Annotated in this window: 24 protein-coding genes and 3 tRNA genes; 11 read left to right on the forward strand and 16 right to left on the reverse strand. The window is 64.1% G+C overall.

Annotated features, from left to right (window positions below; genetic code table 11):
* Positions 1 to 34 precede the first annotated feature (34 nt).
* Positions 35 to 1,870 carry a 23S rRNA pseudouridine(2605) synthase RluB gene (gene rluB / locus ACNPP0_RS24360; RefSeq protein ID WP_448707244.1) on the reverse strand — a complete coding sequence of 612 codons (1,836 nt, stop codon included), beginning with the start codon at positions 1,868 to 1,870 and terminating at the stop codon, positions 35 to 37.
* A 35-nt stretch (positions 1,871 to 1,905) separates the two neighbouring features.
* Entirely contained in the window at positions 1,906 to 3,120 is a 1,215-nt protein-coding gene (gene scpB, locus ACNPP0_RS24365) for an SMC-Scp complex subunit ScpB (RefSeq protein WP_448707245.1), read from the reverse strand.
* Positions 3,121 to 3,182: 62 nt separating this feature from the next.
* On the opposite strand from scpB, the gene ACNPP0_RS24370 reads away from it, so the two are divergent.
* Positions 3,183 to 3,259, forward strand: a tRNA-Met gene (locus ACNPP0_RS24370).
* Here ACNPP0_RS24370 and ACNPP0_RS24375 read toward each other — a convergent pair.
* From ACNPP0_RS24375 to ACNPP0_RS24390, 4 genes are all read right to left on the reverse strand, one after another.
* Positions 3,238 to 3,570, reverse strand: coding sequence for a hypothetical protein (locus ACNPP0_RS24375; protein WP_448707246.1), 333 nt, complete (start codon positions 3,568 to 3,570; stop codon positions 3,238 to 3,240). The two genes, ACNPP0_RS24370 and ACNPP0_RS24375, sit on opposite strands and share 22 nt — an antisense overlap.
* Positions 3,571 to 4,040: 470 nt before the next feature.
* Positions 4,041 to 4,946, reverse strand: coding sequence for a LysR family transcriptional regulator (locus ACNPP0_RS24380; protein WP_448707247.1), 906 nt, complete (start codon positions 4,944 to 4,946; stop codon positions 4,041 to 4,043).
* A gap of 105 nt (positions 4,947 to 5,051) precedes the next feature.
* Positions 5,052 to 6,065: a CobW family GTP-binding protein gene (locus ACNPP0_RS24385; protein ID WP_448707248.1), complete on the reverse strand. Its 1,014-nt coding sequence runs from the start codon at positions 6,063 to 6,065 to the stop codon at positions 5,052 to 5,054.
* A 191-nt stretch (positions 6,066 to 6,256) separates the two neighbouring features.
* Positions 6,257 to 6,332: transfer RNA gene (locus ACNPP0_RS24390), tRNA-Asn, on the reverse strand.
* Between the two features lie 265 nt (positions 6,333 to 6,597).
* Between ACNPP0_RS24390 and ACNPP0_RS24395 the strand changes: the two genes are divergently transcribed.
* From ACNPP0_RS24395 to ACNPP0_RS24410, 4 genes are all read left to right on the forward strand, one after another.
* Positions 6,598 to 6,673: transfer RNA gene (locus ACNPP0_RS24395), tRNA-Thr, on the forward strand.
* Positions 6,674 to 6,815: 142 nt separating this feature from the next.
* Complete coding sequence (locus ACNPP0_RS24400) at positions 6,816 to 7,475, forward strand: response regulator (RefSeq protein WP_046802770.1); 660 nt, start codon at positions 6,816 to 6,818, stop codon at positions 7,473 to 7,475.
* On the forward strand, positions 7,472 to 8,806 hold the full coding sequence (locus tag ACNPP0_RS24405) for an ATP-binding protein (RefSeq protein WP_448707249.1): 1,335 nt from the start codon (positions 7,472 to 7,474) through the stop codon (positions 8,804 to 8,806). Before ACNPP0_RS24400 ends, ACNPP0_RS24405 begins: the two co-directional genes overlap by 4 nt.
* Positions 8,807 to 8,884: 78 nt before the next feature.
* A complete protein-coding gene (locus tag ACNPP0_RS24410; protein ID WP_332610432.1) occupies positions 8,885 to 10,327 on the forward strand; it encodes a DegQ family serine endoprotease in 1,443 nt (480 codons plus the stop codon).
* Between the two features lie 32 nt (positions 10,328 to 10,359).
* On the opposite strand, the gene maiA is transcribed toward ACNPP0_RS24410, so the two are convergent.
* The 3 genes from maiA to ACNPP0_RS24425 are packed head-to-tail and all read right to left on the reverse strand — an operon-like array spanning position 10,360 to position 12,512.
* Complete coding sequence (gene maiA / locus ACNPP0_RS24415; protein ID WP_448707250.1) at positions 10,360 to 11,004, reverse strand: maleylacetoacetate isomerase; 645 nt, start codon at positions 11,002 to 11,004, stop codon at positions 10,360 to 10,362.
* A gap of 54 nt (positions 11,005 to 11,058) precedes the next feature.
* On the reverse strand, positions 11,059 to 12,036 hold the full coding sequence (gene ispH, locus ACNPP0_RS24420) for a 4-hydroxy-3-methylbut-2-enyl diphosphate reductase (protein ID WP_046802766.1): 978 nt from the start codon (positions 12,034 to 12,036) through the stop codon (positions 11,059 to 11,061).
* A complete protein-coding gene (locus ACNPP0_RS24425) occupies positions 12,036 to 12,512 on the reverse strand; it encodes an FKBP-type peptidyl-prolyl cis-trans isomerase (protein ID WP_006218259.1) in 477 nt (158 codons plus the stop codon). Before ACNPP0_RS24425 ends, ispH begins: the two co-directional genes overlap by 1 nt.
* Positions 12,513 to 12,561: 49 nt before the next feature.
* Here ACNPP0_RS24425 and radC point away from each other — a divergent pair, with 49 nt between their 5' ends.
* From radC to ACNPP0_RS24455, 6 genes are all read left to right on the forward strand, one after another.
* A complete protein-coding gene (gene radC, locus ACNPP0_RS24430; protein ID WP_448707251.1) occupies positions 12,562 to 13,239 on the forward strand; it encodes a RadC family protein in 678 nt (225 codons plus the stop codon).
* A 161-nt stretch (positions 13,240 to 13,400) separates the two neighbouring features.
* Entirely contained in the window at positions 13,401 to 14,027 is a 627-nt protein-coding gene (kynB, locus tag ACNPP0_RS24435; RefSeq protein WP_006218257.1) for an arylformamidase, read from the forward strand.
* 183 nt (positions 14,028 to 14,210) lie between these two features.
* The gene (gene kynA / locus ACNPP0_RS24440; RefSeq protein ID WP_332610436.1) at positions 14,211 to 15,059 is read left to right on the forward strand and encodes a tryptophan 2,3-dioxygenase; all 849 of its coding nucleotides are present in this window, start codon (positions 14,211 to 14,213) and stop codon (positions 15,057 to 15,059) included.
* 213 nt (positions 15,060 to 15,272) lie between these two features.
* Positions 15,273 to 15,539 carry a type B 50S ribosomal protein L31 gene (locus ACNPP0_RS24445; protein ID WP_448707252.1) on the forward strand — a complete coding sequence of 89 codons (267 nt, stop codon included), beginning with the start codon at positions 15,273 to 15,275 and terminating at the stop codon, positions 15,537 to 15,539.
* A 126-nt stretch (positions 15,540 to 15,665) separates the two neighbouring features.
* Entirely contained in the window at positions 15,666 to 17,396 is a 1,731-nt protein-coding gene (locus ACNPP0_RS24450; RefSeq protein ID WP_332610438.1) for an ArnT family glycosyltransferase, read from the forward strand.
* Positions 17,393 to 18,799 carry an MATE family efflux transporter gene (locus tag ACNPP0_RS24455; RefSeq protein WP_332610440.1) on the forward strand — a complete coding sequence of 469 codons (1,407 nt, stop codon included), beginning with the start codon at positions 17,393 to 17,395 and terminating at the stop codon, positions 18,797 to 18,799. Before ACNPP0_RS24450 ends, ACNPP0_RS24455 begins: the two co-directional genes overlap by 4 nt.
* 110 nt (positions 18,800 to 18,909) lie before the next feature.
* Here the strand turns inward: ACNPP0_RS24455 and paaK are convergent, their stop codons facing one another.
* The 7 genes from paaK to paaC all read right to left on the reverse strand — a co-directional run bounded on the left by paaK (position 18,910) and on the right by paaC (position 25,683).
* The gene (gene paaK, locus ACNPP0_RS24460; protein ID WP_332610442.1) at positions 18,910 to 20,229 is read right to left on the reverse strand and encodes a phenylacetate--CoA ligase PaaK; all 1,320 of its coding nucleotides are present in this window, start codon (positions 20,227 to 20,229) and stop codon (positions 18,910 to 18,912) included.
* A gap of 102 nt (positions 20,230 to 20,331) precedes the next feature.
* Positions 20,332 to 20,802: a hydroxyphenylacetyl-CoA thioesterase PaaI gene (gene paaI / locus ACNPP0_RS24465; protein WP_332610444.1), complete on the reverse strand. Its 471-nt coding sequence runs from the start codon at positions 20,800 to 20,802 to the stop codon at positions 20,332 to 20,334.
* Positions 20,802 to 21,590: a 2-(1,2-epoxy-1,2-dihydrophenyl)acetyl-CoA isomerase PaaG gene (gene paaG / locus ACNPP0_RS24470; RefSeq protein ID WP_332610446.1), complete on the reverse strand. Its 789-nt coding sequence runs from the start codon at positions 21,588 to 21,590 to the stop codon at positions 20,802 to 20,804. The genes paaI and paaG overlap by 1 nt, the downstream gene beginning before the upstream one ends.
* A gap of 14 nt (positions 21,591 to 21,604) precedes the next feature.
* Positions 21,605 to 23,269, reverse strand: coding sequence for a phenylacetic acid degradation protein PaaN (gene paaN / locus ACNPP0_RS24475; RefSeq protein WP_448707253.1), 1,665 nt, complete (start codon positions 23,267 to 23,269; stop codon positions 21,605 to 21,607).
* 47 nt (positions 23,270 to 23,316) lie between these two features.
* Complete coding sequence (paaE, locus tag ACNPP0_RS24480; RefSeq protein WP_332610448.1) at positions 23,317 to 24,402, reverse strand: 1,2-phenylacetyl-CoA epoxidase subunit PaaE; 1,086 nt, start codon at positions 24,400 to 24,402, stop codon at positions 23,317 to 23,319.
* Positions 24,403 to 24,415: 13 nt separating this feature from the next.
* A complete protein-coding gene (gene paaD / locus ACNPP0_RS24485) occupies positions 24,416 to 24,922 on the reverse strand; it encodes a 1,2-phenylacetyl-CoA epoxidase subunit PaaD (protein ID WP_332610449.1) in 507 nt (168 codons plus the stop codon).
* A complete protein-coding gene (gene paaC / locus ACNPP0_RS24490) occupies positions 24,919 to 25,683 on the reverse strand; it encodes a 1,2-phenylacetyl-CoA epoxidase subunit PaaC (RefSeq protein WP_332610450.1) in 765 nt (254 codons plus the stop codon). The genes paaD and paaC overlap by 4 nt, the downstream gene beginning before the upstream one ends.
* Positions 25,684 to 25,694: the final 11 nt, after the last annotated feature.

Raw genomic sequence — 25,694 nt, forward strand, 5'->3', positions numbered from 1 at the left:
CGACGGCGCGCCAAACGCGCCGCCAGCAAGCGGATCAGCGGCCCTGACGGCCTCGTCCACCCATCACACCCAACCGCGATTCATGGGCCGAGGCGCCTCGCGGCTGCCAATCGTCGCCGCGCGGGCCCGACGAGGCAGCGGAGGAACTGCGCGGAGCGCGCGGCTTGCCGCCCGCCCCCGGCCCCTTGTTCGCAGCCGGGCCGCCGGCATTACGCGAACCTTCCGCCTTGTTGCCGCCACGGCCTCCAGCGCCCGCGGGCTTGCCATTACCGCTACGGCCGCCATTAGCGCCACGCGCACCCGCCGGTTTGCCGCCGGGCTTGCCGCCAGAAGGCTTGCGGCCGCCGCCCACGGGAGCTTCGGCCACGTTGCCGGCAACGACATCAGCCGAAGCCACGTTGCCGCGCTGGCCGTCTGCCGCCGCCGCGCGCGGACCACGCGGGCCTCGCGGCTTGCCGCCGGGTTTTCCGCCCGGCTTGCCGCCTGGCTTGCCACCAGGTCGGCCACCACCGGCCGCTGCGGAACGATCACCGCCCGGCTTGCCACCCTTGCGGTTGCCGCCCGCGCCTTCCGAGGCCAGGGGATGACCGTTGGCATAGCCACCGGCAATCATCAGGCCCGTACCAAAGGGGTCGGACGGGCAGGCGGCGGTTTGACCCGCGCTACCCAGCCGACCACCTTGCAGCTTGCCGCGACGACCGATTCGGGCACCGTTCATGCCATTGCGATCCATCGTGCCGAACCCGGGAGGCAGCGCGCTGTCATGCGACACCGGCTGCTTCGAGCGGCGACGGTTGCCGCCAGATTCGTCGTCATCGCGCAACAGGCCCAGCTGGACCATCAGCGCGGTAACCAGCGAACCATCCAATTCTTCCCAGCGACCGCGACGCAGCGTGCGCGGCAAAACCACGTCACCAAAGCGCGTGCGGATCAGGCGGCTGACCGTCACACCCACCGCTTCGAACATGCGGCGGACTTCGCGGTTGCGCCCTTCCTGCAAGGTCACGCGATACCAGCGGTTGCTGCCGTCGCCACCCAGGTAATCCAGCGCACCGAACGCGGCCACGCCGTCTTCAAGCTCGATGCCGTCGACCAGCGACTGGCGCTGCGCTTCGTCCATCTCGCCCAGCACGCGAACCGCGTACTCGCGTTCCGTGCCATAGCGCGGATGCATGATGCGGTTGGCCATGTCACCCGAGGTCGTGAAGATCAGTAGACCTTCCGTGTTCAGGTCTAGACGCCCCACCGACAGCCACTTGCCCGTGCGCAGCTTGGGCAAGCGTGCAAACACGCTGGCGCGGCCCGCCGGATCGTCATGACTGACGATTTCGCCTGCCGGCTTGTGATACAGAATCACGCGCGGCGGCTTTTTCGTATTCGTGCGCATGATCGGCTTGCCGTTCACGCGGACCTGATCGTTGGGCGCGACGCGCTGGCCGATATGGGCCGGCTCACCATTGACGGACACACGGCCGGCAACGATCAGTTCTTCCATCTCGCGGCGCGAGCCGATACCGGCGTCGGCCAGCACCTTGTGCAACTTGGGCATGACCGAATCGCTATTCAGGTACTTGCCCAGGCGCTGTTCCATGCGGTCGGTGTTGTCGAGATACGACAGCGCCTGCTCCGCTTCCTGCTCACCACCCCGGGAGTCAGCCGACTCAACCGGTGCTGCGGCCGCGGCGGACTGGCCTTCAGCGGGAGCCTGCTCTGCGGCGGCGTCGCCACGGCGACGGCGGAACGGCGTCCTCAGCTTGCGTCCGCGCCCACGCGCGCCGGCATCGCCTTCAGCAGAGGGTTCGCGCGCGGCGGAGGCGTCCGGCTGGCCGTTGGAAACGGTGTCATCCGAACGGGGATTGTCGTCCTGCATTGCTGTATTCGTTGTCACTGGGACAGCTCCGAATTTCAAACTTGGGTAGGCCTGCCAGGGGCGGGCTCGTCATCATCAGGGGACGCCGATTCAGGATCGGCGCCAGGTTGCGCCGGATCCGCTTCGTCCGAGGCCGTGGAAACGGCATCAGTTTCGGGCCGAACAGGATCATCAAGGCCGAAAGCGGGCTCATGCCCGGCGGCGCCAGGCGCTGCGTGATCGGTCTCGTCAATCGGGTCGGTCGGTTCCGCGTGTTTTGCGTTCGCGACACTTTCCTTTGCAGCACCGGCCGTAGAGGGGTCGGCGGCCATATCGGAAATGTCGTTACCGAACCTGTCGTCGGGGAAACCGGACGGGGTCGGCATATTGGACAAGCCTGCGGCTTGCTCCCGGACGGTGGGTTCGTCGTCGGGATTCGCGCTTTCTTCTGTGCGCGAAACGACGGATTCTACGCTATCGACCGGGTCTATGGGTGCATCGTGTTCCGAAACTGACAATTCCGCAACTGGAACAGGGTCATTTTTTAACGGGTCGGCCATATTTTCGACAGCGAGTTCACCCTGGGCATGCTCATCATCGGCATCCGACCCACCAACACTGAGCGGCCCGTCGGTGGCGGCCTCCGCTGCGCCGGCTTCTGCCGCCTCTTCTGGCGGCGTCTCAACGCCCTCACCCGTCAGCTGCTGCACTTCGCCCAGGTCCAGCCCAGCCAGCGCGGCGGCGGCGTGGGCAGATTCCAGCGGCGGCAACTCGTCCAGCGCCCGCAGCCCCAGATCATCCAGGAACTGTCGCGTGGTGCCGAACAGCGCAGGGCGACCCGGCGCGTCGCGATGCCCGATCACCTCGATCCAGCCGCGATCTTCCAGGGCCTTCACGATTTGCGAGGACACCGTCACGCCGCGTATATCCTCGATATCGCCGCGCGTGACAGGCTGGCGCCAGGCAACAATCGCCAAGGTCTCCATGACCGCGCGCGAGTACTTGGGCGGCTTTTCCGGACTCAGGCGCTCAAGGTAGCGCTGCATATGCGGGCGACTCTGGAATCGCCAGCCGCTGGCCAGCTGCACCAGCTCCAGACCACCATCGGCCCAATTGGCTTGCAGCGTCTCCAACAGCGCGCGCAGCTTGCTGTTATCGAATTGTTCATCGTCCCCGAATAGCTTGCGCATATCGGACAGTTGCATCGGCTGCACCGCGCATAACAACGCGGTTTCCAGCACGAGTATTGCCTCGCTATCGTTCATCGACATTCAAATTCACAAAGGGCTAACTTGCGCTAGGTTTAAAATAAGGTTAATATTCTTTTCTCAGACGCGGGGTGGAGCAGTCTGGCAGCTCGTCGGGCTCATAACCCGAAGGTCGTAGGTTCAAATCCTGCCCCCGCAACCAAATTTGATGAAGGCCTGGCGAATGCGCCGGGCCTTTTTCATTTGTGCTTCGTGGATATGGCGAAAGCAGGCTTGCGCCGAAGCAGCCTTCACCGAAGCAGCCTTCACCGAAGCCGCCTTCACCGAAGCCGCCTTCACCGAAGCCGCCTTCACAGCGCCGGCTTGCAGCACACGCCGGGCAGCAACACCAAACGACAAGCCCATTTGGAATAACGCGCGGCCTGCGCTCAACCCACGATTGCCAATCTTGGCCCGCCAACCCACCATCAAGACGGGACTGCAATCGACGGCGTTGATCGGCGTAGTGTTCACAAGATTCCTGGGTTGACTGCCACTGACAGGCTGGCGCCACAAAAGGCGAACGGGTCAGGATAAAGGCGTAGTGCCTGCGCATCGGATACCGCGGCAGACGCTTTAAGCAAATTCTGGAAAAGCCGGCATCATTGGCCAACAAGCCCGCGGGAAGCACCGGAACCCGGCGCCTGCATCTCACGGCGGTCAGTATCAACGGCCCGGATCAACGGCCCATGACCTTGGCGATATGGCTACCGGCCACACGCCCGACATCAAGCACCCTTGCGCATGCGAAGACCTGCTTCGTCGCACCCTGGCCGGACGCGGGCCAGACTTACGATTCTTGGATATTTTGAAGGTATATGCTGGCGAACACCGAACTGCCAAGACCCACATCAATACCCTTGGCCAGCCGTCCGCGTAATTGGCGAATTATACCGCCATAACGTTGCCCCTCAAGCTTGAAACGCGTGCGCGAGTGGCCCGGATCAGGCACCCGGCTTGTCCCAAGGAGCCGAACCCAAGCGCTCAACCAGAAAGTCCAACATGGAACGCAGTATTAACGGCATTTGCCGGCGCGACGCGTAGACGCCGTAAATGCCCAGCTCCTGAGGCTTGCACTGAGGCAGGATCGCCTTCAAACGGCCGGCCGCAATATATTCATTAGCGTAGTAAGTAGGCAACATCGCAATACCCGCCCCCTCCAACGCCGCATGCAACAGCACGGACACTTCGTTGGCGCTGATATTTCCACTGACGGGCACATCCACGGGCAGCCCTTCCCGCTCGAAACGCCACAGGCTTTTGCCAAAATAAGAATGCGTCAGGCAGTTTCGCAGGGACAGGTCTTCAATCCGAGCCGGCACCCCCTCGCGCGACAGATAATCGGGGGATGCGCACACCACCGACCGGCAAACCGCCAGCTTGCGGGCAATCAGGTTCGGATCCAGGTCATTGGTGATGCGCACCGCCAGATCGACCCGCTCTTCCACGAGATTGACGGCGCGCTCGACCAACATCAAGTCAACCGATGTGCCCGGGTGCAGTTTTACGTAGTCTGTCACCGCGCCGGCCAGATGGCGGGAACCAAACGACATGCTGGTGGTAATTCGCAACAAGCCCCTAGGGGTATCTTCAGGCGTGGACACCGCGCTTCGCAGGTCACCGACCATATCCAGCATCTGGCGGCAACGGGGTAGCGTCTCGGCGCCTGCGGGGGTCAGACTCAAGCGGCGCGTCGTCCGGTGCAGCAGGCGCACCCCCACCCACTGTTCCATTTCAGCCAGGTAGCGGGAAACCATGGCACGCGACATGTCCAGATGAACCGCCGCCGCCGACAGGCTTCCCCGGTCAGCAACCTCTACAAACACCTGCATCGCCTTCAAACGATCCATGATTGTCTCGATTCTTGCATCAGACCGTACCGGTTATACCGTATTTCAGTGCAACATCCGCGCCTAAATGGCGACATTTTGATCACTCGCGGCGGCACGGCAGGTTCAGGCCGGTGCCTGCCCCAACGCCTCAGCAACGGCCGCGCGAACCTGCGCAACGTCCAGGCCGCGAACGATATAGACCAGGTGCGATGCGCGTTCGTCGGTTGGCCATTGCGCGAGTGCGCGCAAGGGGTATAGCTCGCCGTGCACGCCATGCACCTCGCAGGGCAGCACCTCCCCTTCGAAGCACACCAGGCCCTTCATCCGCAAAATCCCCTGCCCATAGCGCTCTTGGATGCGGGACACGCCCGCAAGGAACGCGGCCCGCCCTAGGGGCGACGACAAGAACAAAGAAAAGCTCGCCACCTGGCCATGCCGCTCGACCGGCAGCCGGGTAAACGCTTGAAGCCAATTCGACAATGCAGCGCCATCGCGGCGCGCAGCCACATCGGGGCCATCGCGCAAAATGCCGGCCAGCGGCGCGTCCTGGCGCTGCACACAGCGCTGCGCCCCGGGATTGATGGCAATGACGGCCTGTTCTACGCGCCGCAACTGCGCCGCGTCGGCCAAGTCCGACTTGCTGAGCACGACGGTGTCCGCCAAGGCCAATTGCCGCGCCGCTTCGGGCTGGTTGGCCAATTGCGATTCACCATGGCGCACGTCCACCAAGACAATTGCGCCGCGATACGCGTAGCGCTCCGCCAGAAACCGATCGTGTTTCAGCATGAACAGCGTCGATGCCGGGTCCGCCAACCCGCTGGTTTCGATAATTACCCGGCGAAAAGGCTTGATCCGGCGGCTGACCGCCAACATGAAAAGGTCGCGCAGCGTGTCGACCACCGCCCCGCTGACGACGCAGCACAAGCAGCCGCCCTCGATCAGCACGACATTGGCAGGCGCCAGTCGGACCAGATGATGATCGACGCCGATATCGCCGTATTCATTGACTACAACCACGGCGTCGGCATAAGCGGGGTCGTGCAGCAGGCGGTTCAGCAGCGTGGTCTTGCCACTACCCAGGAAACCTGAAATCACGGTTACGCCGATGCGCTTGTCGTCTTCGATCTGCCCTGGCATTGCACCTGGTCCCGCTTGGTTGTTTTGGATCTGGCGAAGCGTACAACAACCCGCACAACAACCCTATCCGCGCAGTCGCGCACGGCGAAAACAAAAAGGGCCACTCGCTTTCGCGGGTGGCCCTTCAGTTCGGCTTGGGTCCGTTGCCATTGCCTGCTTGCGCGTGGCGGCTTACCGACCTTGAATTCTTTTGGCTCCCCGAGCTGGGCTCGAACCAGCGACCTGCGGATTAACAGTCCGTCGCTCTACCGACTGAGCTATCGGGGATCTGCCAAGAACGCAATTATGAACTAAATTTTTGGCGCACGCAAACTGCGATTTTTTTTGTTCTTTTTGGGCTGACCGTTTCCCATCGCTAAAAAACTCTGATATGATTTCGGTCTTTCCAGATCAGGCCCCATAAACAGGGCGGCGAACTGGAAAGAACTAAGATGTTTCGCTAGTGTTTTGCTCGTTATTCCGCAACCCGGATATTCCGCAACCCGGATATTCTGCAACCCGGAAAGGCAGTGAAACCGAAGCGAATGGTCTTGCCGGCATAGCTCAGTTGGTAGAGCAGCGCATTCGTAATGCGAAGGTCGTAGGTTCGACTCCTATTGCCGGCACCAAATTCTAAAAGCAGCCCTCTCGGGCTGCTTTTTTCATTTCCGCGCCCCAACACGCCGCCGCCCCGCGTTCCCCTACGGGAACTCCGCCCGCCCGCCGCGCGTCCAACTTGCTGGATTTTCATTCAGCCAAGCGAAAACCACCATGCGCATCCTCCTTGTCGAAGACGACATCATGATCGGTGAAAGCGTGCTGGATTGCCTGCGCGCGGAACACTACGCCGTGGATTGGGTCCGGGACGGCAGCGCCGCGGAATCCGCGCTGCGTACCGACCCCTACGACCTCATCCTGCTGGACCTGGGCCTGCCCAAGCGCGACGGCCTGGCCTTGCTGCGCGAGCTACGCGCCCGCAAGGACCGCACCCCCGTCCTGATCGCCACCGCGCGCGATGCCGTCAGCGACCGCATTGCGGGCCTGGACGCAGGCGCGGACGACTACATCGTCAAACCCTACGACGTGGACGAACTGCTGGCGCGCATGCGGGCATTGATACGCCGCAGCGCCGGCCGCGCCGAGCCGGTGTTCGAACATGAGGGCATCACGATCGATCCCCAATCGCACGCTGCCATGGTGGACGGCACCCCGGTTGCTCTGACCGCCCGCGAATGGGCCGTCCTGGAGCCGTTGATCGCCCGTCCGGGCATGATCTTTTCGCGCGCCCAACTGGAAGAAAAACTGTACAGCTGGAAAGACAGCGTCAGCAGCAACGCGGTTGAGGTTTATATTCATGGCCTGCGCAAAAAACTGGGTCCGAACCTGATCCAGAACGTCAGAGGCGTCGGCTATGTCATCCCCAAAACATGAGCATCAGGCTTAGCTATTCGCTGAGGGCCCGCCTGCTGTTTTTTCTGCTGGCCGCCATCGTGGTCGGCGCGTTGGCGCAAGGCGTTATCGCGTATCGCAGCACGCTGGCCCAGGCCGACGACATCTTCGATTCGCTGCTGCAACGCACCGCGTTGTCGCTGGGCACGGGCGACGGCCTGCTCAGCACCGGTCCCCGGCAAAGCCTGGGGGCCGCCACACCCATGGCAGACGATCTGATCATCCAGATCTGGACGCCCGACGGCCTGCGCGTATTCAATTCCCGCTCGCGTCGCCCCCTGCCGGACCAGATCGTGCTGGGATTTTCCGATGCCAGAATGGAAGGCATCACGTACCGCGTGTATGCGCTGGCCACCCCGTTTCAGGTGATTCAGGTGGCGCAGGACATGAACGTGCGCAAGCACATGGCGCGAGAGCTGGCGCTGCGAACCATCGCACCCATCGCGGCGGCGGCGCCGCTGTTGATGCTGGTGGTGTGGTGCGTGGTCAGTTGGTCGCTTCGGCCCGTCAAGCGTGCTCGCGCCCAGGTGGCGGCGCGGCAGCCCGAAGATCTTTCGCCCGTCAACGTGCAGGGCTTGCCCGACGAGATCCGCCCGCTGATCCTGGAATTGAACTTGCTGCTGGAACGCATGCGGACCGCGTTCGCCCAGCAAAAACAATTTGTTGGCGACGCGGCGCACGAGCTGCGCTCGCCACTGGCCGCGCTACGCTTGCAGCTACAGGCACTACAACGCGCCGGCGACGCCGACAGCCGCAAAATCGCGGAACAGCGCCTGGCCTCGGGCATCGACCGCGCCACCCGGCTGGTGGAGCAGATGTTGTCCATGGCGCGTCACGAAAGCACGTCCGAGCCCCCTCCCGCCACCCCCGTGGATTTGGCCGACGTGCTGCGCCAGGCGCTGTCCGAGACGCTGGCGCAGGCCAATGCCAAGTCGATCGCCATCGACATGGACGGTGCCGGCGAAGCACACGCGCAAGGCCACCGCGACGCCCTCACCTTGCTGGCCCGCAACCTGCTGGACAACGCCATCAAGCACAGCCCCGAAGGCGGCCGCATCCGGCTGCATCTGCAATCCACGGCCGGCCAGGCATCTTTCACCATCGACGACGAGGGGCCCGGCATACCGCCCGCCGAACGCGAGCGCGTCTTCGACCGCTTCTATCGCGCCGAAGGCAACACCCAGCACGGCAGCGGACTGGGCCTGTCGATTGCGCGGGCCATCGCGGATCGCCATGGCGCCGACATCATTCTTGAGGACGCGCCCGGGGGCCACGGCCTGCGCGCACGCGTGCAATTTCCCATTCCGCGTTGATTACGCCGATTTAAGATTCGCCTAAGTGTCAGGCCCGAAGATAGCGCCATGTCCTCAAACATGAACGCAGGAGCCGACATGAAGACCTCGCAAATGAAACCCTCGCGCCTAGTGCTGGCGCTGCTGGCCGCTGGCGCCATTGGCGGCGCCGGCGCAACCGCCGTGACGGGCGGCGTGTCGATGGCGGCCAACGCCCCGACCGCCATCGCCGCAACGCCATCCATCAACGCTTCCAGCCCGCCCAACTTCGCCCAGATCACCCGCGACTTTGGCCCGGCTGTCGTCAACATCAGCGTCAGCGGCACTCGCAAGGTGTCCGCCGACGACGATGACCCCTTTGCCCAGTTTTTTGGCCAGATCCCGGGTTCGCGCGGCCGCATGCCGTCGCGTGAAGTCCCGATGCGCGGCGAAGGCTCGGGCTTCATCATCAGCGCCGACGGCATCATCCTGACCAACGCACACGTCGTGCAGGATGCCAAGGAAGTCACCGTCAAGCTGACTGACCGCCGCGAGTACAAGGCGAAGGTGCTGGGCGCGGACCCGCAGACCGATGTGGCCGTGCTCAAGATCGACGCCAAGAACCTGCCGGTGGTCAAGGTGGGTGACGTGAACCAACTGCAAGTTGGCGAATGGGTGCTGGCCATCGGCTCGCCCTACGGCCTGGAAAATACGGCCACGGCCGGCATCGTCAGCGCCAAGGGCCGTTCGCTGCCCGATGACACGTCGGTGCCTTTCATCCAGACGGACGTGGCGGTCAACCCGGGCAATTCGGGCGGCCCGCTGTTCAATGATCGTGGCGAAGTCGTGGGCATCAACTCGCAGATCTACAGCCGCACCGGTGGTTTCCAGGGCCTGTCGTTCTCGATTCCCATCGACGTAGCCTACAAGATCAAGGATCAGATCCTGGAACACGGCAAGGTGCAGCATGCGCGACTGGGCGTGACCGTGCAGGAAGTGAATCAGGACCTGGCCAATTCGTTCAAGCTCGATTCGCCGTCCGGCGCGCTGGTGTCCAGCGTCGAAAAGGGCAGTGCCGCCGACAAGGCGGGCTTGCAACCGGGTGACGTGGTGCGCCAGATCAATGGCAAGACCATCGTGTCGTCGGGCGACCTGGCGTCGATGATTACGCTGGCTTCGCCGGGGGAAAAAATCAAGCTGGACGTCTGGCGCGCCGGTGCCCCGAAGGAACTGGTCGCTACCCTGGGCGGCATTCCGAAGGACAAGACACAGACCGCGTCCGGCGATCAAGACGTGCAGCGCGGTCAACTGGGCCTTGCCCTGCGCCCGCTGAGCCCGCAGGAGCAGCAGGCCTCTGGCACCGAAGGGTTGCTGATCGAGCGCTCTGCCGGCCCGGCCGCCAAGGCGGGCATCGAACCGGGCGACGTGCTGCTGTCGCTGAACGGGGTGCCAGTGCACAACATCGGCCAGGTCAAGGAAGCGCTGTCCAAGGCGGGCAAGACCGTGGCCCTGCTGGTTCAGCGCGGCGAAGACAAGATCTTCGTGCCGGTGCAGATCGGCTGACCGCCAGCCGGCCATCCGGCCGGCCGCTGAACTTACTCCGCGTCGGGCTGCTTGCCCGGCGCGGCGTTTGCGAAAGCCGGCAACTCGCGGCAGGCGGCATCGATGCGCGTCACGTTGGGCATCGCGGAAAGGTCACATTCGAAGCGCTGCGCATTGGCCACCTGCGGCACCAGGCAAAGGTCCGCGATGGTGGGCGTGTCGCCATGACAAAAACGGCCTGTGGCGCTTGAACGTGCCAGCTGGGCTTCCAGCGCTTCCAGGCCTTGATGCACCCAATGCTTGTACCAGGCGGTCTTTGCCGCTTCGTCCACGCCCAGCGTGTGCTTCAGGTACTTCAGCACGCGCAGGTTGTTCAGCGGATGCGTGTCGCAGGCAATACCCAGTGCCAGGTAGCGCACGCGCGCGCGGCCAATCGGGTCGGCAGGCAACAGCGGCGCCTGCGGGTGCGTTTCTTCCAGATACTCGATGATAGCCAGGGACTGGCCGATCACCGCATCGCCATCAATCAAGGTGGGCACCAGCGCCGTCGGGTTCAGCTTGCGATAGCCGTCCGACAATTGCTGGCCCCCGTCCTTCAGCAGGTGCACGGGCAAATATTCGTAAGTCAGGCCCTTCAGATTCAGGGCGATGCGCACGCGATACGCGGCCGAACTGCGGAAGTAGCTGTACAACTGCATGAAGTCTTCTCCTTGTTTTTTTGAGCGCTGTGCCGCCGTGCGGGCGGCGCCGGCTTATTCCAGCGATTCCGTCTGCGCGGACTTGCGCGACAAGCCCTTGGGCAACGGAAAGGCCACATTTTCCTCCAGGCCCGGCATGGTGCGCACCGACACTGCGCCCAATTCCTTGACGCGGTCGATCACCTGCTGCACCAGGATTTCAGGCGCCGAAGCCCCCGCCGTCACGCCGATGCGTTTGCGATCAACCAACCACGCCGGGTCGATGGATTGCGCGCCGTCGATCAGGTAGGACGCCACGCCCTTGCGTTCGGCCACTTCGCGCAGACGGTTGGAGTTGGAACTGTTCGGGCTGCCCACGACCAGCACCAGGTCGCACTCGGGCGCCAGCACCTTGACCGCATCCTGGCGGTTCTGGGTGGCGTAGCAGATGTCGCTTTTCTTGGGCTCGACAATGCTGGGAAAGCGGGCCTTCAGCGCCTGCGATACCGCCGCCGCGTCATCGACGGACAGCGTCGTTTGCGTCACGAAAGCCAGGTTTTCCGGGTCGCTGACTTGCAGGCCCGCCACGTCTTCCACCGTTTCCACCAAGTACATGCCGCCTTGCGCCTGCCCCAGCGTGCCTTCGACTTCGGGGTGCCCCTTGTGGCCGATCATGATGATCTCGCGGCCGGCGGCTCGCATGCGGGCCACTTCAATGTGGACCTTGGTGACCAGCGGGCAGGTGGCGTCAAACACCTGCAAGCCGCGGGCCTCGGCTTCAGCCCGCACCGCCTTGGACACGCCATGGGCCGAGAACACGACGATGGCGCCCGGGGGCGCATCGTCCAGTTCGTCGATGAAGACGGCGCCCTTGGCACGCAGGTCTTCCACGACATAGCGGTTGTGGACGATTTCATGGCGCACGTAGATCGGCGCGCCATGCAGTTCGATCGCGCGTTCGACGATGTCGATGGCGCGGTCCACACCGGCACAGAAGCCACGCGGCTGCGCCAGCAGGACTTCAGCGTCGGAGGCGGTAACGGCCTTGCTCATCAGAGAACTCCCAGCAGCGCCACGTCCAGTTGCAAGCGGACGCCCGCAAGCGGATGGTTGAAGTCGAACAGCGCCGACTCGTCATTGATTTCTTTCAGCACGCCCGAGTAGCGGCCGCCGTTGGGGGCGGTGAACTCGACCAGGTCGCCCGGCTCGAACGTGGCATCGGCGCCCGCGTGCTCGGCAAGCATCGCCCGCGTGACACGTTGGATCAGCTCGGGGTTGCGGTCGCCGTAGGCGTCGGCGGGTTCCAGGGTGACGCTGAATTTCTCGCCTTCGGCATGGCCGATCAGCGCGGCTTCCAGGCCAGGCGCCCACTGGCCGCTGCCCATTTGCAGCGTGCCGGGACGGCCGTCGAAAGTATTCGTGAACACAGAGTCCTTGCCCGGACCGGATGCAAGCGTGATTCGGTAATGCAGCGTCAGGTAGGAATCCGGACGGACAAAAACGTTCACTTCATTAGAGGCGATGCTCAAGATCTGCCACCGTATGGATATTGGATAAACCCTGATTTTAGAGCCTTATATGAAATTGTCTGTCCGGCTGGCAAAACATGAGCGTCCCCGAGAGCGGCTACTGCGTCACGGCGCGGGCGCGCTTCAGGACGCAGAGCTGCTGGCGCTGGGGCTGCGCACGGGGATTCCGGGCACTAACGTGGTCGATTTGTCCAACCGGCTGCTGGAGCGCTTTTCCGGCCTGCGCGGTCTTTTGGGGGCTACTCCCGAGGAACTCATGGCCGTTCCGGGCCTGGGCGCCGCCAAGGCCTGCACCCTGGCCGCCTTGCTGGAGCTGGCGCGCCGCGCCGTCGAAGAAGATTTGACCCGGCCCCATTCTGTGCGCCATCCCGGCCAGGTAAAGCAGTATTGCCTGACGGCGCTGGGCCATCGGCGGGTGGAACACTGCATTGCCCTCTATCTGGACAACCAGCTACGGGTGATCGCCACGGGGGAACTGGCGCGGGGAACGCTGTCGCAGGCGTCGGTCTACCCCCGTGAGGTCGTGCGAGAGGCCCTGCGCCACCACGCAGCCGCCCTGATCGTCGCGCACAACCATCCTTCGGGCTTGGCCGAGCCCAGCGCGGCGGACCGGGGTTTCACGCAACAGCTGAAACAGGCGCTAGCCCTTGTGGACGTTAAACTGGTCGACCACCTAATCGTGGCGGGCGCGTCAGTCATATCGATGGCGGAAATGGGCGGGCTGTAGCTCGGCGACACGGCGTACGCGGCAGCGCCCGCCGCCGCCGGATTTCGTTAGACTACCGCCCTGAATTGCTTTAGGCTTTAACCTATTCGCGCTGGACAATTCGCTGGACAATTCGCTGGATAATTCGCTGGAACTTTCCAGCCGACACGAAAACGCTTCTGATGAAACGCTTGTGGGACATATCCCCGCCCGTCTCCACGGCGTCACCGGTTTTTCCCGGCGACACGCCGTACCGCCAGCAATGGAAATGGTCGCTGACGCCCGGCTGTCCGGTCAACGTCAGTGAAATCACGCTGTCGCCGCACATCGGCGCCCATGCCGACGCCCCCCTGCACTATCAGAACGGCGCGGCCGCCATCGGCGCGGTTTCGCTGGAACCCTTTCTGGGCCCCTGTCGCGTCATCCACGCGATAGATTGCGGCCCGTTGATCACCACGGATCACCTGGCGCACGCAGCGCTGAACCTGCCGCCGCGCGTGCTCGTGCGCACCGCCAAGCATGCGGCGCAAGATTGGTGGACGGACGATTTTTCGGCCTACGCCCCCCAAACCATCGAATGGCTGGCCGAACGCGGCGTCATGCTGATCGGGTTGGATACCGCCAGCATCGACCCCGCGTCCAGCAAGACCCTGGACAGCCACCACACGATCTTGCGGCACGACATGCGGGTACTGGAAAATCTGGTTCTTGATGACGTGCCCGAAGGCGATTATGAATTGATCGCCCTGCCGTTGGCGCTGGTCCAGGCCGATGCCAGCCCCGTACGCGCCGTCTTGCGCGAACTGTAGGCTGGTCCGCTGGCTTTCGGGCGGCCTCCTTATACGGGCCGCCCGCCTTGAAAGACGCACTGCCATGAACCTCTCCCTAGATCACGCTGTCGCGTTTGCGCGCGCCCGATCCTGCGCGCCGGGCTGGCGCGCATTGCCTGGCTCGGCCCGCCGCGCCGCCCCGCCCTGCCACGGAGGCCAAGCATGAGCTGCCCGCACCGCCCCGAAGACATCGTCCATCAGGAAAAAGCGCAGCTGGATTTCGCGCGCGACATGACCTACGGCGACTACCTGCATCTGGATCAGGTGCTGGGCGCGCAGCATCCGCTGTCGCCCGAGCACAACGAGATGCTCTTTATCATCCAGCACCAGACCAGCGAACTGTGGATGAAGCTGATGCTGCACGAGTTGCGCGCGGCCATCGCCAACGTGGCGGCCGACCGGCTGCAACCCGCCTTCAAGATGCTGGCGCGAGTCAGCAAGATCATGGAGCAGCTGGTTCATGCCTGGGATGTGCTGGCGACGATGACGCCTCCCGAATACTCGGCGCTGCGGCCGTACCTGGCGCGTTCCAGCGGCTTCCAGAGCTACCAGTACCGTCAGATCGAGTTCCTGCTGGGCAACAAGAACGCGGCCATGCTGAAACCGCACGCGCACCGCGAAGACCTGCTGGCCCAGGTGCGCAGCGCGTACGACGCGCCCTCTCTGTATGACGAGTCCCTGCGGCTACTGGCTCGCCATGGCATCGCCGTGCCGGCGGACCGCCTGGACCGTGACTGGACCCAGCCCTATGAATCGTCGGAAGGCGTGGAAGCCGCATGGCTGACGGTGTACCGCGATACCGACCGTTATTGGGACCTGTACCAGCTGGGCGAGAAACTGACCGATCTGGAAGACGCGTTCCGACTGTGGCGATTCCGCCACGTCACAACCGTTGAACGCGTCATCGGTTTCAAGCGCGGCACCGGTGGCACGTCCGGCGTGGATTACCTGCGGCGGATGCTGGATGTCGTCCTGTTCCCCGAGATCTGGAAACTGCGCACGGAACTATAAGGGCCCGTCCCCTTTTGCGCCTCGCAGGCGGGCTGTCGATTCTGGCCTGCCCGCCCTGGTCTACCGGGAAAAACCCGTGCTAGAATTTGGGGTTACTTTTTGGATACGTGGCTGGAATCCTTGCGTGGGCGTTCTACTGTGAACGGCATAACGCGTCCTGGCTGGCGACCCTACAACTTGAAAGACCCCTTGGCGGGTCCTAGGATAAGCACCATGAAAGAAGGCATTCACCCCGAATACCGCGAAGTCGTCTTCGCCGACCTGCAAACGGGTAACAAGTTCATCACCCGTTCGACCGTGCACACGCGCGAAACCGTCGAAATCGACGGCAAGACGTACCCGCTCTTCAAGTGCGACGTGACCTCCGAATCGCACCCGTTCTACACGGGCGCTCAAACGCGTATCGTCGAAACCGGCCGTGTGGAAAAATTACGCGCCCGCTTCGCCCGTACCGCCGGCACGGTCAAGTCCGCTTCCTGATCCTGTTGCTCCTACGGGAGTCACAGCAAAAAGGCAGCCTCCGGGCTGCTTTTTTTTCCTCCCTCGCCTGCTTTTTTTGCAAGCCAGGGGCTGGCGCAACCTGATCCCTCGGTTACATTAACGCCCGTGTCCCCACTTTCTTTTTCCACTCCTGCCCGGCTCACGTCCGTGGCAACCGCGAAGCTTCCCAGGCTGATCCTGCTGGGCCTGGCGCTGGCCTATATCGTGGCCGGCCTGTTCATGCGCGACCCGTGGAAAACGGACGATGCGGTTGGCTTGGCGACGATGATCACGGCCATCCGGGAGGGCGGCATCACATGGTTGCTGCCTCAGGTCGGGCTGCTGGCCCATGCCGAAGAAGGCCCGCTGATTACCTGGGTGGGCGCCATCTGCATCTGGTTGTTCGGGCCGTTCATTGGTGACATCACCGCCGGCCGCCTGCCGAACCTGCTGTGGTTCGGCATCACGGCCGCCAGTGTCTGGTACGGCACCTACCTGCTGGGCCGCCGTAGCGAAGCGCAGCCGCTGGCGCTGCCCTTTGGCGGCGAACCCGAACCGCGTGACTACGGGCGCATGCTGGCCGACGCCGCCCTGCTGCTGCTGCTGGCTACCGTGGGCATCCTTCAGCGCACGCACGAAACCACCGTCGTACCCGCAATCATGGCCTGCCAGGCGCTGGCCTTTTATTCGTTGGCGCGCAGCGTCGACCGGCCGGTTACCGGCACCACCACGCTGGGAATCGCGCTGGCCGCAAGCTTCCTTACGCGCGGTTGGGTGGGCGCGGTTCCCATCATGATCGGCGCACTGCTGGCGTTCTATCCGCGCAGTCAATTGTGGAAATGCAAGCGCTGGCTGCCGTGGGCGGTGCTGGTAACGGTAGCGCTGATTCTGGCTTGGTGGATCCCGGCCAGCGAAAGCAGCCAGTATTGGATCCGCAACTGGAAGACCTGGAATCTGACGTCATTCGCCCTGCCGACCTGGCATGACATGGGCCGCACGTTGCGCGACCTGCCTTGGTACTTGTGGCCGACATGGCCGCTGGCCTTGCTGGCGGTCTGGCGCTGGCGCGAGTGGATCTACGCCCCGCACATCTGGCTGCCGTTGATGCTGCTGGTCTGCGCTGCACTGGTGCTGTTCGTACTGGAAGAAGCGTCCGACTCCGAATACGTGATGCTGGCCGTGCCCTGCGCCGTGCTGGGCGCGTTCTCGTTACCCACGCTGCGCCGTGGCGTGGTCAATACGCTGGACTGGTTTGCCGTCATGTGTTTTTCGCTGACGGCGGCCACCGCGTGGCTTGGCTGGGTAGCCCTGCACTTCAATTGGCCGGCGCAGATTTCCCGCAATATCGCCCGTCAGACCACCGGCTACGAGCCCGTCATTTCGTGGGGCGCCTTCACGCTGGCGGTGATCTTCACCGTGGCCTGGATTGCGCTGGTGGTGTGGCGCCTGCGTGTACGCCCGCAAGCGCTGTGGCGCGGCACGGTGCTGTCCGCGGGCGGCCTGACCGTAACGTGGATCCTGCTGGTGCTGCTGTGGCAACCCGCCGTGGACTACGCGCGCAGCTATCGCACGGTGTCGGGTCAACTGGCGCAGGCACTGGCGCAACACGCGCGGCCCGGCGAATGCGTGCGCGGCCTGAGCCTGGGCAGCGGTCAACGCGCTTCGTTCCTGATCTTTGACAACCTGACCTTCACGTTCGACGCGAAGTGCACGTTGATCCTGCAACAGACCAACAACCAAAGCCTGCGCGACAACACCGCCGCGTATAGCGACGGGGCCGACGTCTTGTGGCAGGGAGGCCGCCGCGCCGATCGCCAGGAAGTGTTCCGACTGCTGCGAGTCGGCCCGAACCGATGAATTCCGTCAACGCGGCGCCGATCTCGTTCGGCGCCACCCTGCGCGGCATCGCCAAACAAGCGTGGCCGGTGCTGATCAGCCAGTGGGCCGGCATTTCGTTCGGCGTGCTGGACACCGCCATGACCGGCCATTCCAGCGCCAGCGACTTGGCCGCGATGGCCTTGTCCGCCTCTATCTACATCACGGTTTTCGTTGGATTGATGGGCGTCGTGCACGCCCTGATCCCCATCCTTGCGCAGCAATTCGGCGCCGGCAACAACAACGAAGTCGGCCGCAGCTGGGGCCAAGGCGTCTGGCTGGCCCTGGGCTTGTCGGTGGTGGGCGCGGTGCTGATGCTGTTTCCGGACGTGTGGTTATCCATGTCGGGCGATGTAGCGCCGGGCGTGCGCGAACGGATCGGGTCCTACTTGCAGGCCCTGGTGCTGGCCCTGCCCGCCGCGCTGGTATTTCGTACCATCTACGCGCTGGGCACCTCGGTTTCGCGGCCCAAGCTGGTCATGGCGATCAACCTGTCCGCCATTGCATTCAAGGCGTTTTTCAACTGGCTGTTCATCTACGGCAACCTGGGCCTGCCTGCCATGGGCGCCACCGGTGCGGGGCTGGCAACCGCCGTGGTGTCGTGGATGAGCCTGGGCTTGGGCCTGTGGGTCATCACGCATGACCGCTTCTATCGCCGCTTCAACCTGCGCGTGGGCAAGCCCGATTGGAAGACCTTGAAGGAACTGCTGCGCCTGGGCATCCCCATGGGCGGTTCGTACCTGGTTGAGGTGTCGGCCTTTACTTTCATGGCTTTGTTGGTGGCGCGCGAAGGCACGTACGTCACGGGCGGACACCAGATCATGTCGAATCTGGCCGCCCTGTGCTACATGATGCCGATGGCGCTGGGCGTGGCCACCGCCGCGCTGACCGCGCAGGCCATCGGCGCGGGCAACCTTGCGCACGCGCATCGCACCGGCATGGCCGGGCTGGCGTTGGGCCTGATCGGCGCACTGCTGACCGCCGCCGTGCTGCTGGTGGGGCGCCCCCTGATCCTGGCCGCGTACACCGACGACATCGGCGTGGCTGCCGTGGCCACGACACTGCTGGCCGTGCTGCCGCTGTTTCACCTGTTCGATTCCATGCAGTGCATCAATTCGTACCTGCTGCGCGCCTACAAGGTGGCGGTGGTGCCGCTGTTGTTGCAGGTGGTGGCGCTGGCGGGCGTGGGGCTGGTCGGCGGCTGGTGGTTCGGCTTTGGCCCCGGCCGGGGCGGTCTGGACGGTATCCGCAATGCGCTGCTGCCCGGCTCACCCGAAGGCGCGGGCAGCATGTGGTTGATGGCGATGGTGGGCTTGGCGCTATCCGCCATCCTGCTGCACATCTGGTATCGACGCATCGTGCGTACGTTGGCTGTGGCACGGTAGCCTGCGCCGCCCTGCCCTGGCGGCTATGCGCCGGTGGCATACCAATAAAAAAAGCAGCCAGACGGCTGCTTTTTTATTGGGATTGACGGCTGAAACCGGAAAGGACCGGATCAAACCACCTTCGGTCGCTTGTCGATCACGCGGCGCGCCTTGCCCGTCAAGGTGCGCTCCACATGGCCGGCGTCCGACACCTGGATGCGCGCGCTGACGCCGATGTGCGTCTTCACGGCATGCTGCAATTGCTTGCCCAGGTTATTGCGTTCGGCCTCCGACAGCCCCGAGAACTCGGCGCGCACTTCGGTCAGGATTTCAAGCTCGTCCATATTGCCGGTACGCGACAGCACCAGTTGATAATGCGGCGCCAGCTGGGCGATCTTCAGCACCAGTTCTTCCACCTGCGTCGGGAACATGTTCACGCCCCGCACGATCAACATGTCGTCGCTGCGGCCGGTGATCTTGCCGATGCGGCGCATGCTGCGCGCCGTGGGCGGCAACAGGCGGGTCAGGTCGCGGGTGCGGTAGCGAATGATCGGCATCGCTTCCTTGGTCAGCGACGTGAACACCAATTCGCCGGCCTCGCCATCGGCCACGGGTTCGCCGGTGTCCGGGTTGATGATCTCGGCGTAGAAATGGTCTTCCCAGACAACCGGGCCGTCTTTGGTTTCCACGCATTCGCTGGCCACGCCCGGCCCCATCACTTCCGACAAGCCGTAGATGTCCACCGCGTCGATACCGGCTTCTGCCTCGATATCGGCACGCATCTGGCCCGTCCACGGCTCGGCGCCGAAGATGCCGATACGCAGCGAGCTTTGACGCGGATCAATGCCCTGGCGGCGCTGTTCTTCCAGAATATTGCAGAAATATGAGGGCGTGACCATGATGATGTCCGGACGGAAATCGTTGATCAGCTGCACTTGCTTTTCGGTTTGCCCGCCCGACATCGGGATGACCGTGCAACCCAGGCGCTCGGCGCCGTAATGCGCGCCCAGGCCGCCGGTGAACAGCCCGTAGCCATAGGCAATGTGCACGGTGTCGCCCGGCTTGCCGCCGGCCGCGCGGATCGAGCGCGCCACCAGGTTCGCCCAGTTGTCCAGGTCGCCCTTGGTGTAGCCCACCACCGTCGGCTTGCCCGTGGTTCCGCTGGACGCGTGCACGCGCGAAATACGCTCGCGCGGCACGGCAAACATACCGAACGGATAGTTGTCGCGCAGTTCCTTCTTGGTCGTGAACGGAAACTTCGAAATATCGGACAGCTGCTTCAGGTCATCGGGATGCACGCCCGCTTCGTCGAACGCTTTCTTGTAATGCGGAACATTGTCGTACGCATGCTTGAGCGACCACTTAAGGCGCTCAAGCTGCAACGCACGCAGCTCGTCCTGGCTGGCATGCTCGATGGGGTCCAGCCCCGGCTTGCTCATGGTGTTGGACATGGTTATCTCTCTCCTGAATTTCTCTTTACGCCGGTCCGGTCGGCGCGCGGGGTTCTATCTTTGGTGGATGACGAATGTTCTAGTGGCGTTGGACCATCATCCTCAGCCTTCGGCGGCAACCCCCACGATCTGGCCCTTGATGCGATAGGACCGCCCGCGAAACAGGGCGACATTGCGGCCGTCCTGGTTGGTAACGGTGACGTCGTACACGCCCGTGCGGCCGGCCAGCGAACGCTCTTGCGCCACGGCGGTCAGCAAGTCGCCTTCAAAGCCGGGTGCCAGGTAATCGATGGTGCAGCCCGACGCCACGGTGCTGACGTTGCGCGAATTGCAAGAGAACGCGAACGCGCTGTCGGCCAGCGCGAAAATGAAGCCGCCATGGCAGGTCTTGTGCCCGTTCAGCATGTCGCCGCGCACGCGCATCGTCAGCCGCGCATAGCCGGGCGCCATTTCCTCGACCTTCATGTCCAGGCCTTGCGAGGCCGCGTCGCCCGCGTACATCACGGTGCCAACGGCCTGCGCCAGTTCCTGCGGATCGCTGGGCGCTTCAATGGGGGGAACGTGCACGGTCATCATTGCCCCTTGAATTGCGGTTCGCGCTTGCCCAGGAAGGCGGCGACGCCTTCGGCGTAGTCGGCGCTACGGCCCAGTTCGCGCATCATGTCGCGTTCCAGGTCCAGCTGCGTCGACAGGTCATTGCCCAGGCTGGCCTGCATGGCCCGCTTGGTGTATGCCAGGCCCTTGGTGGGCGCCGTGGAAAAGTGCTGCGCCAGCCGTTCCAGCGTGGCGTCGAATTCCTCGTCCGCCACGCACTGCCAGATCAGGCCCCATTCCTCGGCCTGCTTGGCGCTGAGCTTGTCGCCCAGCATCGCCAGGCCCATGGCGCGCGCGCGGCCCACCAGTCGCGGCAGCGCAAAGGTGCCGCCGGTGTCGGGAATCAAGCCCAAGCGGCAGAATGACTGGATGAAGTTGGCCGACGCCTTGGCGATGACGATGTCGCCCGCGAACGCCAGGTTGGCGCCCGCCCCCGCCGCCACGCCGTTCACGCCGACCACAACGGGCATCGGCAAGGCGTTCAGGCGGCGCACCAGTGGCGCGTAGAACTTGTCGACGGTTTCGCCCAGGTCGGGCGGCGTGCCGTCTTCGGCGGGCTTGCGCTCGCTTAAGTCCTGCCCTGCGCAAAAGCCCCGGCCCGCACCGGTCAGCACCAACACGCGCGCGCCTTCGCTTTCCACGCGCGTCAACGCGTCGGCCACTTCGGCGTGCATGTTCGCCGTGAAGCTGTTCAGCTTGTCCGGGCGGTTCAGCGTCAGGCGGGCGATGCCGCCCGACAAATCAAATTGAATGTCCTGGTAGCTCATAAGCGTCGCCCTGCTTAGACGTGACGGCGGGTTTGCACCACGCGGAAGCGGTTCGACACGAAGGCGGTGTCGGACAGCGCGGCGTTGGCGGCCGGGTTGGCGCCGGTGCCGTGGAAGTCGCTGAAGGCCGCGGTCTGGTTGACGAACACCGCGCCCGTCAGGTTCAGCGACAACGACACGCCGGACACTTCAGCCGCGTCCTGCACCTGGTCGGCCACTTGCGGGTCGGTGGTGTAGGCAGACAGCGACAGCGCGCCGTGCTGAATGACGCTGTCACGCGCCAGCTGGACGCTGTGGGCGGTGGAGTCCGTGGCCACCACGAAGGCGATCGGGCCAAACCATTCCTGGCTGATGGCGGCGTTGCCGGCTTCCGTACGCAGCAGCAGCGGCGTGCGCACGCGGGCATTTTCAAACTGCGGGTGCGTCAGCGTCTTGCTGTCCGCCACCACAGGCAGGCCCAGCGCGCGGGCCTTTTCGATGCGCTGGACGATGCCGTCGTTCTGGATGGCGCCCGTCAATTCCACGGCGCGGGCGGCGTCGGCGCCCAGCTTTTCCAATGCAACGCCCAAGGCGGCGGCGACGTCGTCAAAGCTGACGCGGCCTTCGGGCGTGTTGATGCCGTCGCGCGGCACGTAGATGTTTTGCGGCGCCGTGCACATCTGGCCCGAGTACAACGCCAGCGAGAACGCCAGGTTGCGCGCCACGCCCTTCAAGTCGTCGGTGGAATCGATGATGACCTGGTTGACGCCGGCCTTCTCGGTGTAGACCAGCGCCTGGCGGGCGTTATCTTCCAGCCAGTTGCCGTTGGCGGTGCTGCCGGTGAAGTCCACGATCTTGACGGCCGGGTCCAGCGCCAGCTTCTGCGCCGTGTCGTCGCCCGCTTCATGCGCGGCCAGCAACACCACATCGGGGTCAAAGCCGGCCTCTTGCAGCACTTCGCGCGCAACCTTCACGGTGATGGCCAGCGGCAGGATCGCGCCCGGGTGCGGCTTGACGATAACCGTGTTGCCCGTGGCCAGGCTGGCGAACATACCGGGGTAGCCGTTCCACGTGGGAAACGTCGAGCAGCCGATCACCAACGCCACGCCGCGCGGCACCACGGTGAACTGCTTTTCCATGCGGATCGGGTCGTTCTTGCCTTGCGGCTTTTCCCACATCGCCACGCCCGGAATGCGCGACATTTCCTGCCATGCGTAGGTCACCGCTTCAAAGCCGCGGTCTTGCGCGTGCGGGCCGCCGGCCTGGAAGGCCATCATGAACCCCTGGCCGGTGGTGTGCTGCACGGCGTAGGCAATTTCGAAGCTGAGCTTGTTCAGGCGCGCCAGGATTTCCAGCGACACGCCCACCCAGGCTTGCGGACCGGCGCGGCGCCAATCTTCCAGCGCGCGCTTGGACGCACTGATCAGCTTGTCGACCGGCACATGCGGGTACGTGATGCCAAGGTCAAAACCGTAGGGCGATTTCTCGCCGCCCACGGTGCCGTCGGCGTCGTGCAGGTTCAAGGGAAACGGCTTGCCCTTAAGGGCTTCGAAGGCGGCGCGGCCGTCGTCGTTGGCGGTTTCGCCATAGTTGCGCGGGCTGGGCGATTCGGCAAAGGGGCTCCAGTAGCCGCGCAGCGCGGCCGCCGCCAGGGATTGTTCCAGCACGGGCTGGTGACGTTCAAAGAATTTTTGGGACACGCTTGTCTCTCCAATGAATTAGGGGTGTCTGACTGGCACGGGCCGCGTCAGGTTTCCTGGTCGAAGTCGATAACCAGGCGGTCGCTGACCGGAAAGCTCTGGCAGCTCAATACGAAACCGCGCGCCACTTCGTAGTCTTCCAGGGCAAAGTTGGCGTCCATATCCACTTCGCCTTCAATGACCTTGCAGCGGCAGGTGGAACACACGCCGCCCTTGCACGAATAGGGCAGCTCGATTCCCTGCGCCAGCGCCGAGTCCAGCACGCTGTCTTTATTCTTATCGATCACAAACATGCGGCTGTGGCCGTCTTGCACCACGGTCACCTCGCACTGGCCCTTGCCCGGCGCCTGCGGCGCGTCGTGGCCGGTGCGCAATGCGCGCGGCCCCTTGGGCGCGCCGAACAATTCGAATTTGATGTTCGACTTCGGAATGCCGCGCGCTTGCAGCCGCTCGACCACGCTTTCGGTCATGGTCTGCGGACCACAGACAAAAGCGTAATCGATGTCCTCGGGGCTCATCCAGGCCGACATCAATTGATCGACCTTGTCGCCATCCAGGCGGCCGTTGAACAGTTCAATGTCCTGCGTCTCGCGGCTCATCACGTACACCAGCGAGAAGCGCTCCATGTACAGGTTCTTAAGATCTTCGATTTCTTCGCGGAACAGCACGGCCGACGACGCGCGGTTGCCGAAGAACAGCGTGAACTTGCTGCGCGGTTCGGTGGACAGCGCGGTTTTCACCAGCGAGAACACCGGCGTGATGCCGCTGCCCACCGCGAAGGCGACGTAATGGCGCTGGTTCTCGGGCGAGAAATCCACCGTGAAGTTGCCGGCGGGCGCCATCACTTCCAGCGTCTGGCCGGGTTGCAGCTCGTGGTTGGCCCAGCTGGAGAACGCGCCTTCGTCGACCTTTTTGATGGCCACGCGCAGCAGCTTGTCGTGCGGCGCGGAACAGATCGAGTACGAGCGGCGCAGCTCTTCGCCGTTCAGTTGCGTGCGCAGGGTCAGGTACTGCCCCGGCAGGAAGGCAAACTCGTCGGACAGCGTGTCGGGCAGATCGAAGGTCACCACCACGGCATCGCGCGTGTTGCGCGCCACCGAGGCCACCTTCAAGGAATGAAATTGGTTGCTCATCTTGAAACCGCTCTCAGTGAGTCTTGAAATAGTCGAAGGGTTCGCGGCAAGACACGCAGCGATACAGCGCCTTGCACGACGTGGACCCGAAGTTGCTGACCATCCGCGTATCGCGCGAGCCGCAGCGCGGGCATGCGATGGCGGGCGCGACAGCGCGGCGGCTGATGCCCGAAATATCGATGGCGCGCTCGGCGGGCGCGGCGATGCCGTAGCCCTTGAGGGCTTCGCGGCCCTTTTCGCTCATCCAGTCGGTGGTCCAGGCGGGCGCCAGGCGCGTGTCGACACGGACGTCGGCCACGCCATGGCGCGCCAGCGTCTGCTGGATGTCCTGCGTGATTTCGCGCATGGCCGGGCAGCCGGAATACGTGGGGGTGATGACGACGACACAGGTGTCGCCCTCCCAGGTCACCTCACGCACCACGCCCAGGTCCACCACGGACAGCACGGGGATCTCCGGGTCGGGGACCTCGTGCAGCCAGGCATAGACCTGGTCGGCGGAAACGGGCGCCAGCGCGTTCACCAGGTGGCTCCCGGGTAGGCACGCGGCAGGTGCTGCATTTCGGCCAGCACGTAGCCCAGCGCTTCGGTGTGCTTGCCCTGGCGGCCACCCCGGTAGGCCAGATGATTGGCGGCGGTTTCATCCGGAACGGTCAGCGTGGCTTCTTGCAGCACTTCGCGCACGTGTGCCAGCCACGGTTCGCGCAGCGCGGCCAGTTCGCAGCCGATGCCGCGCGTGGCCACGTCCTGGTCGACGGCGTCGTCGGCGAACAGTTCGCCGGTAAAGCGCCAGGCGTCGTCGATGGCGGCCTGCATCTTGGCGTGGCTTTCGTCGGTGCCGTCACCCAGGCGCACCACCATGTCCGACGAACGGCGCACGTGGTAGGTGACTTCCTTGATGGACTTGGCGGCAATGGCGGCAACGCGTTCGTCGGAGGATTGCTCCAGGCGTTGCAGCAGGAAGTAGTGCCAGACGTCGAACAGGAACTGGCGCGCCATGGTGTCGGCATAGTTGCCATTGGCGCGTTCGACCAGCAGCACGTTGTGGAACTGGTGTGCGTCGCGGTGGTAGGCCAGCGCGTCTTCGTCGCGGCCCGCCCCTTCGACTTCGCCCGCCAGCGTCAGCCACATTCGCGCCTGGCCCAACAGGTCCAGCGCGGTATTGGTCAGCGCCAGGTCTTCTTCCAGGATGGGGCCGTGCCCGGTCCACGCACCCAGGCGCTGCGACAGGATCAGCGACGAATCGCCCAGGCGCAGCAGGTATTCAAACAGAGTCTTGTCCATGTCTGCCTGCC

This window comes from Achromobacter semiaridum, assembly GCF_053543755.1.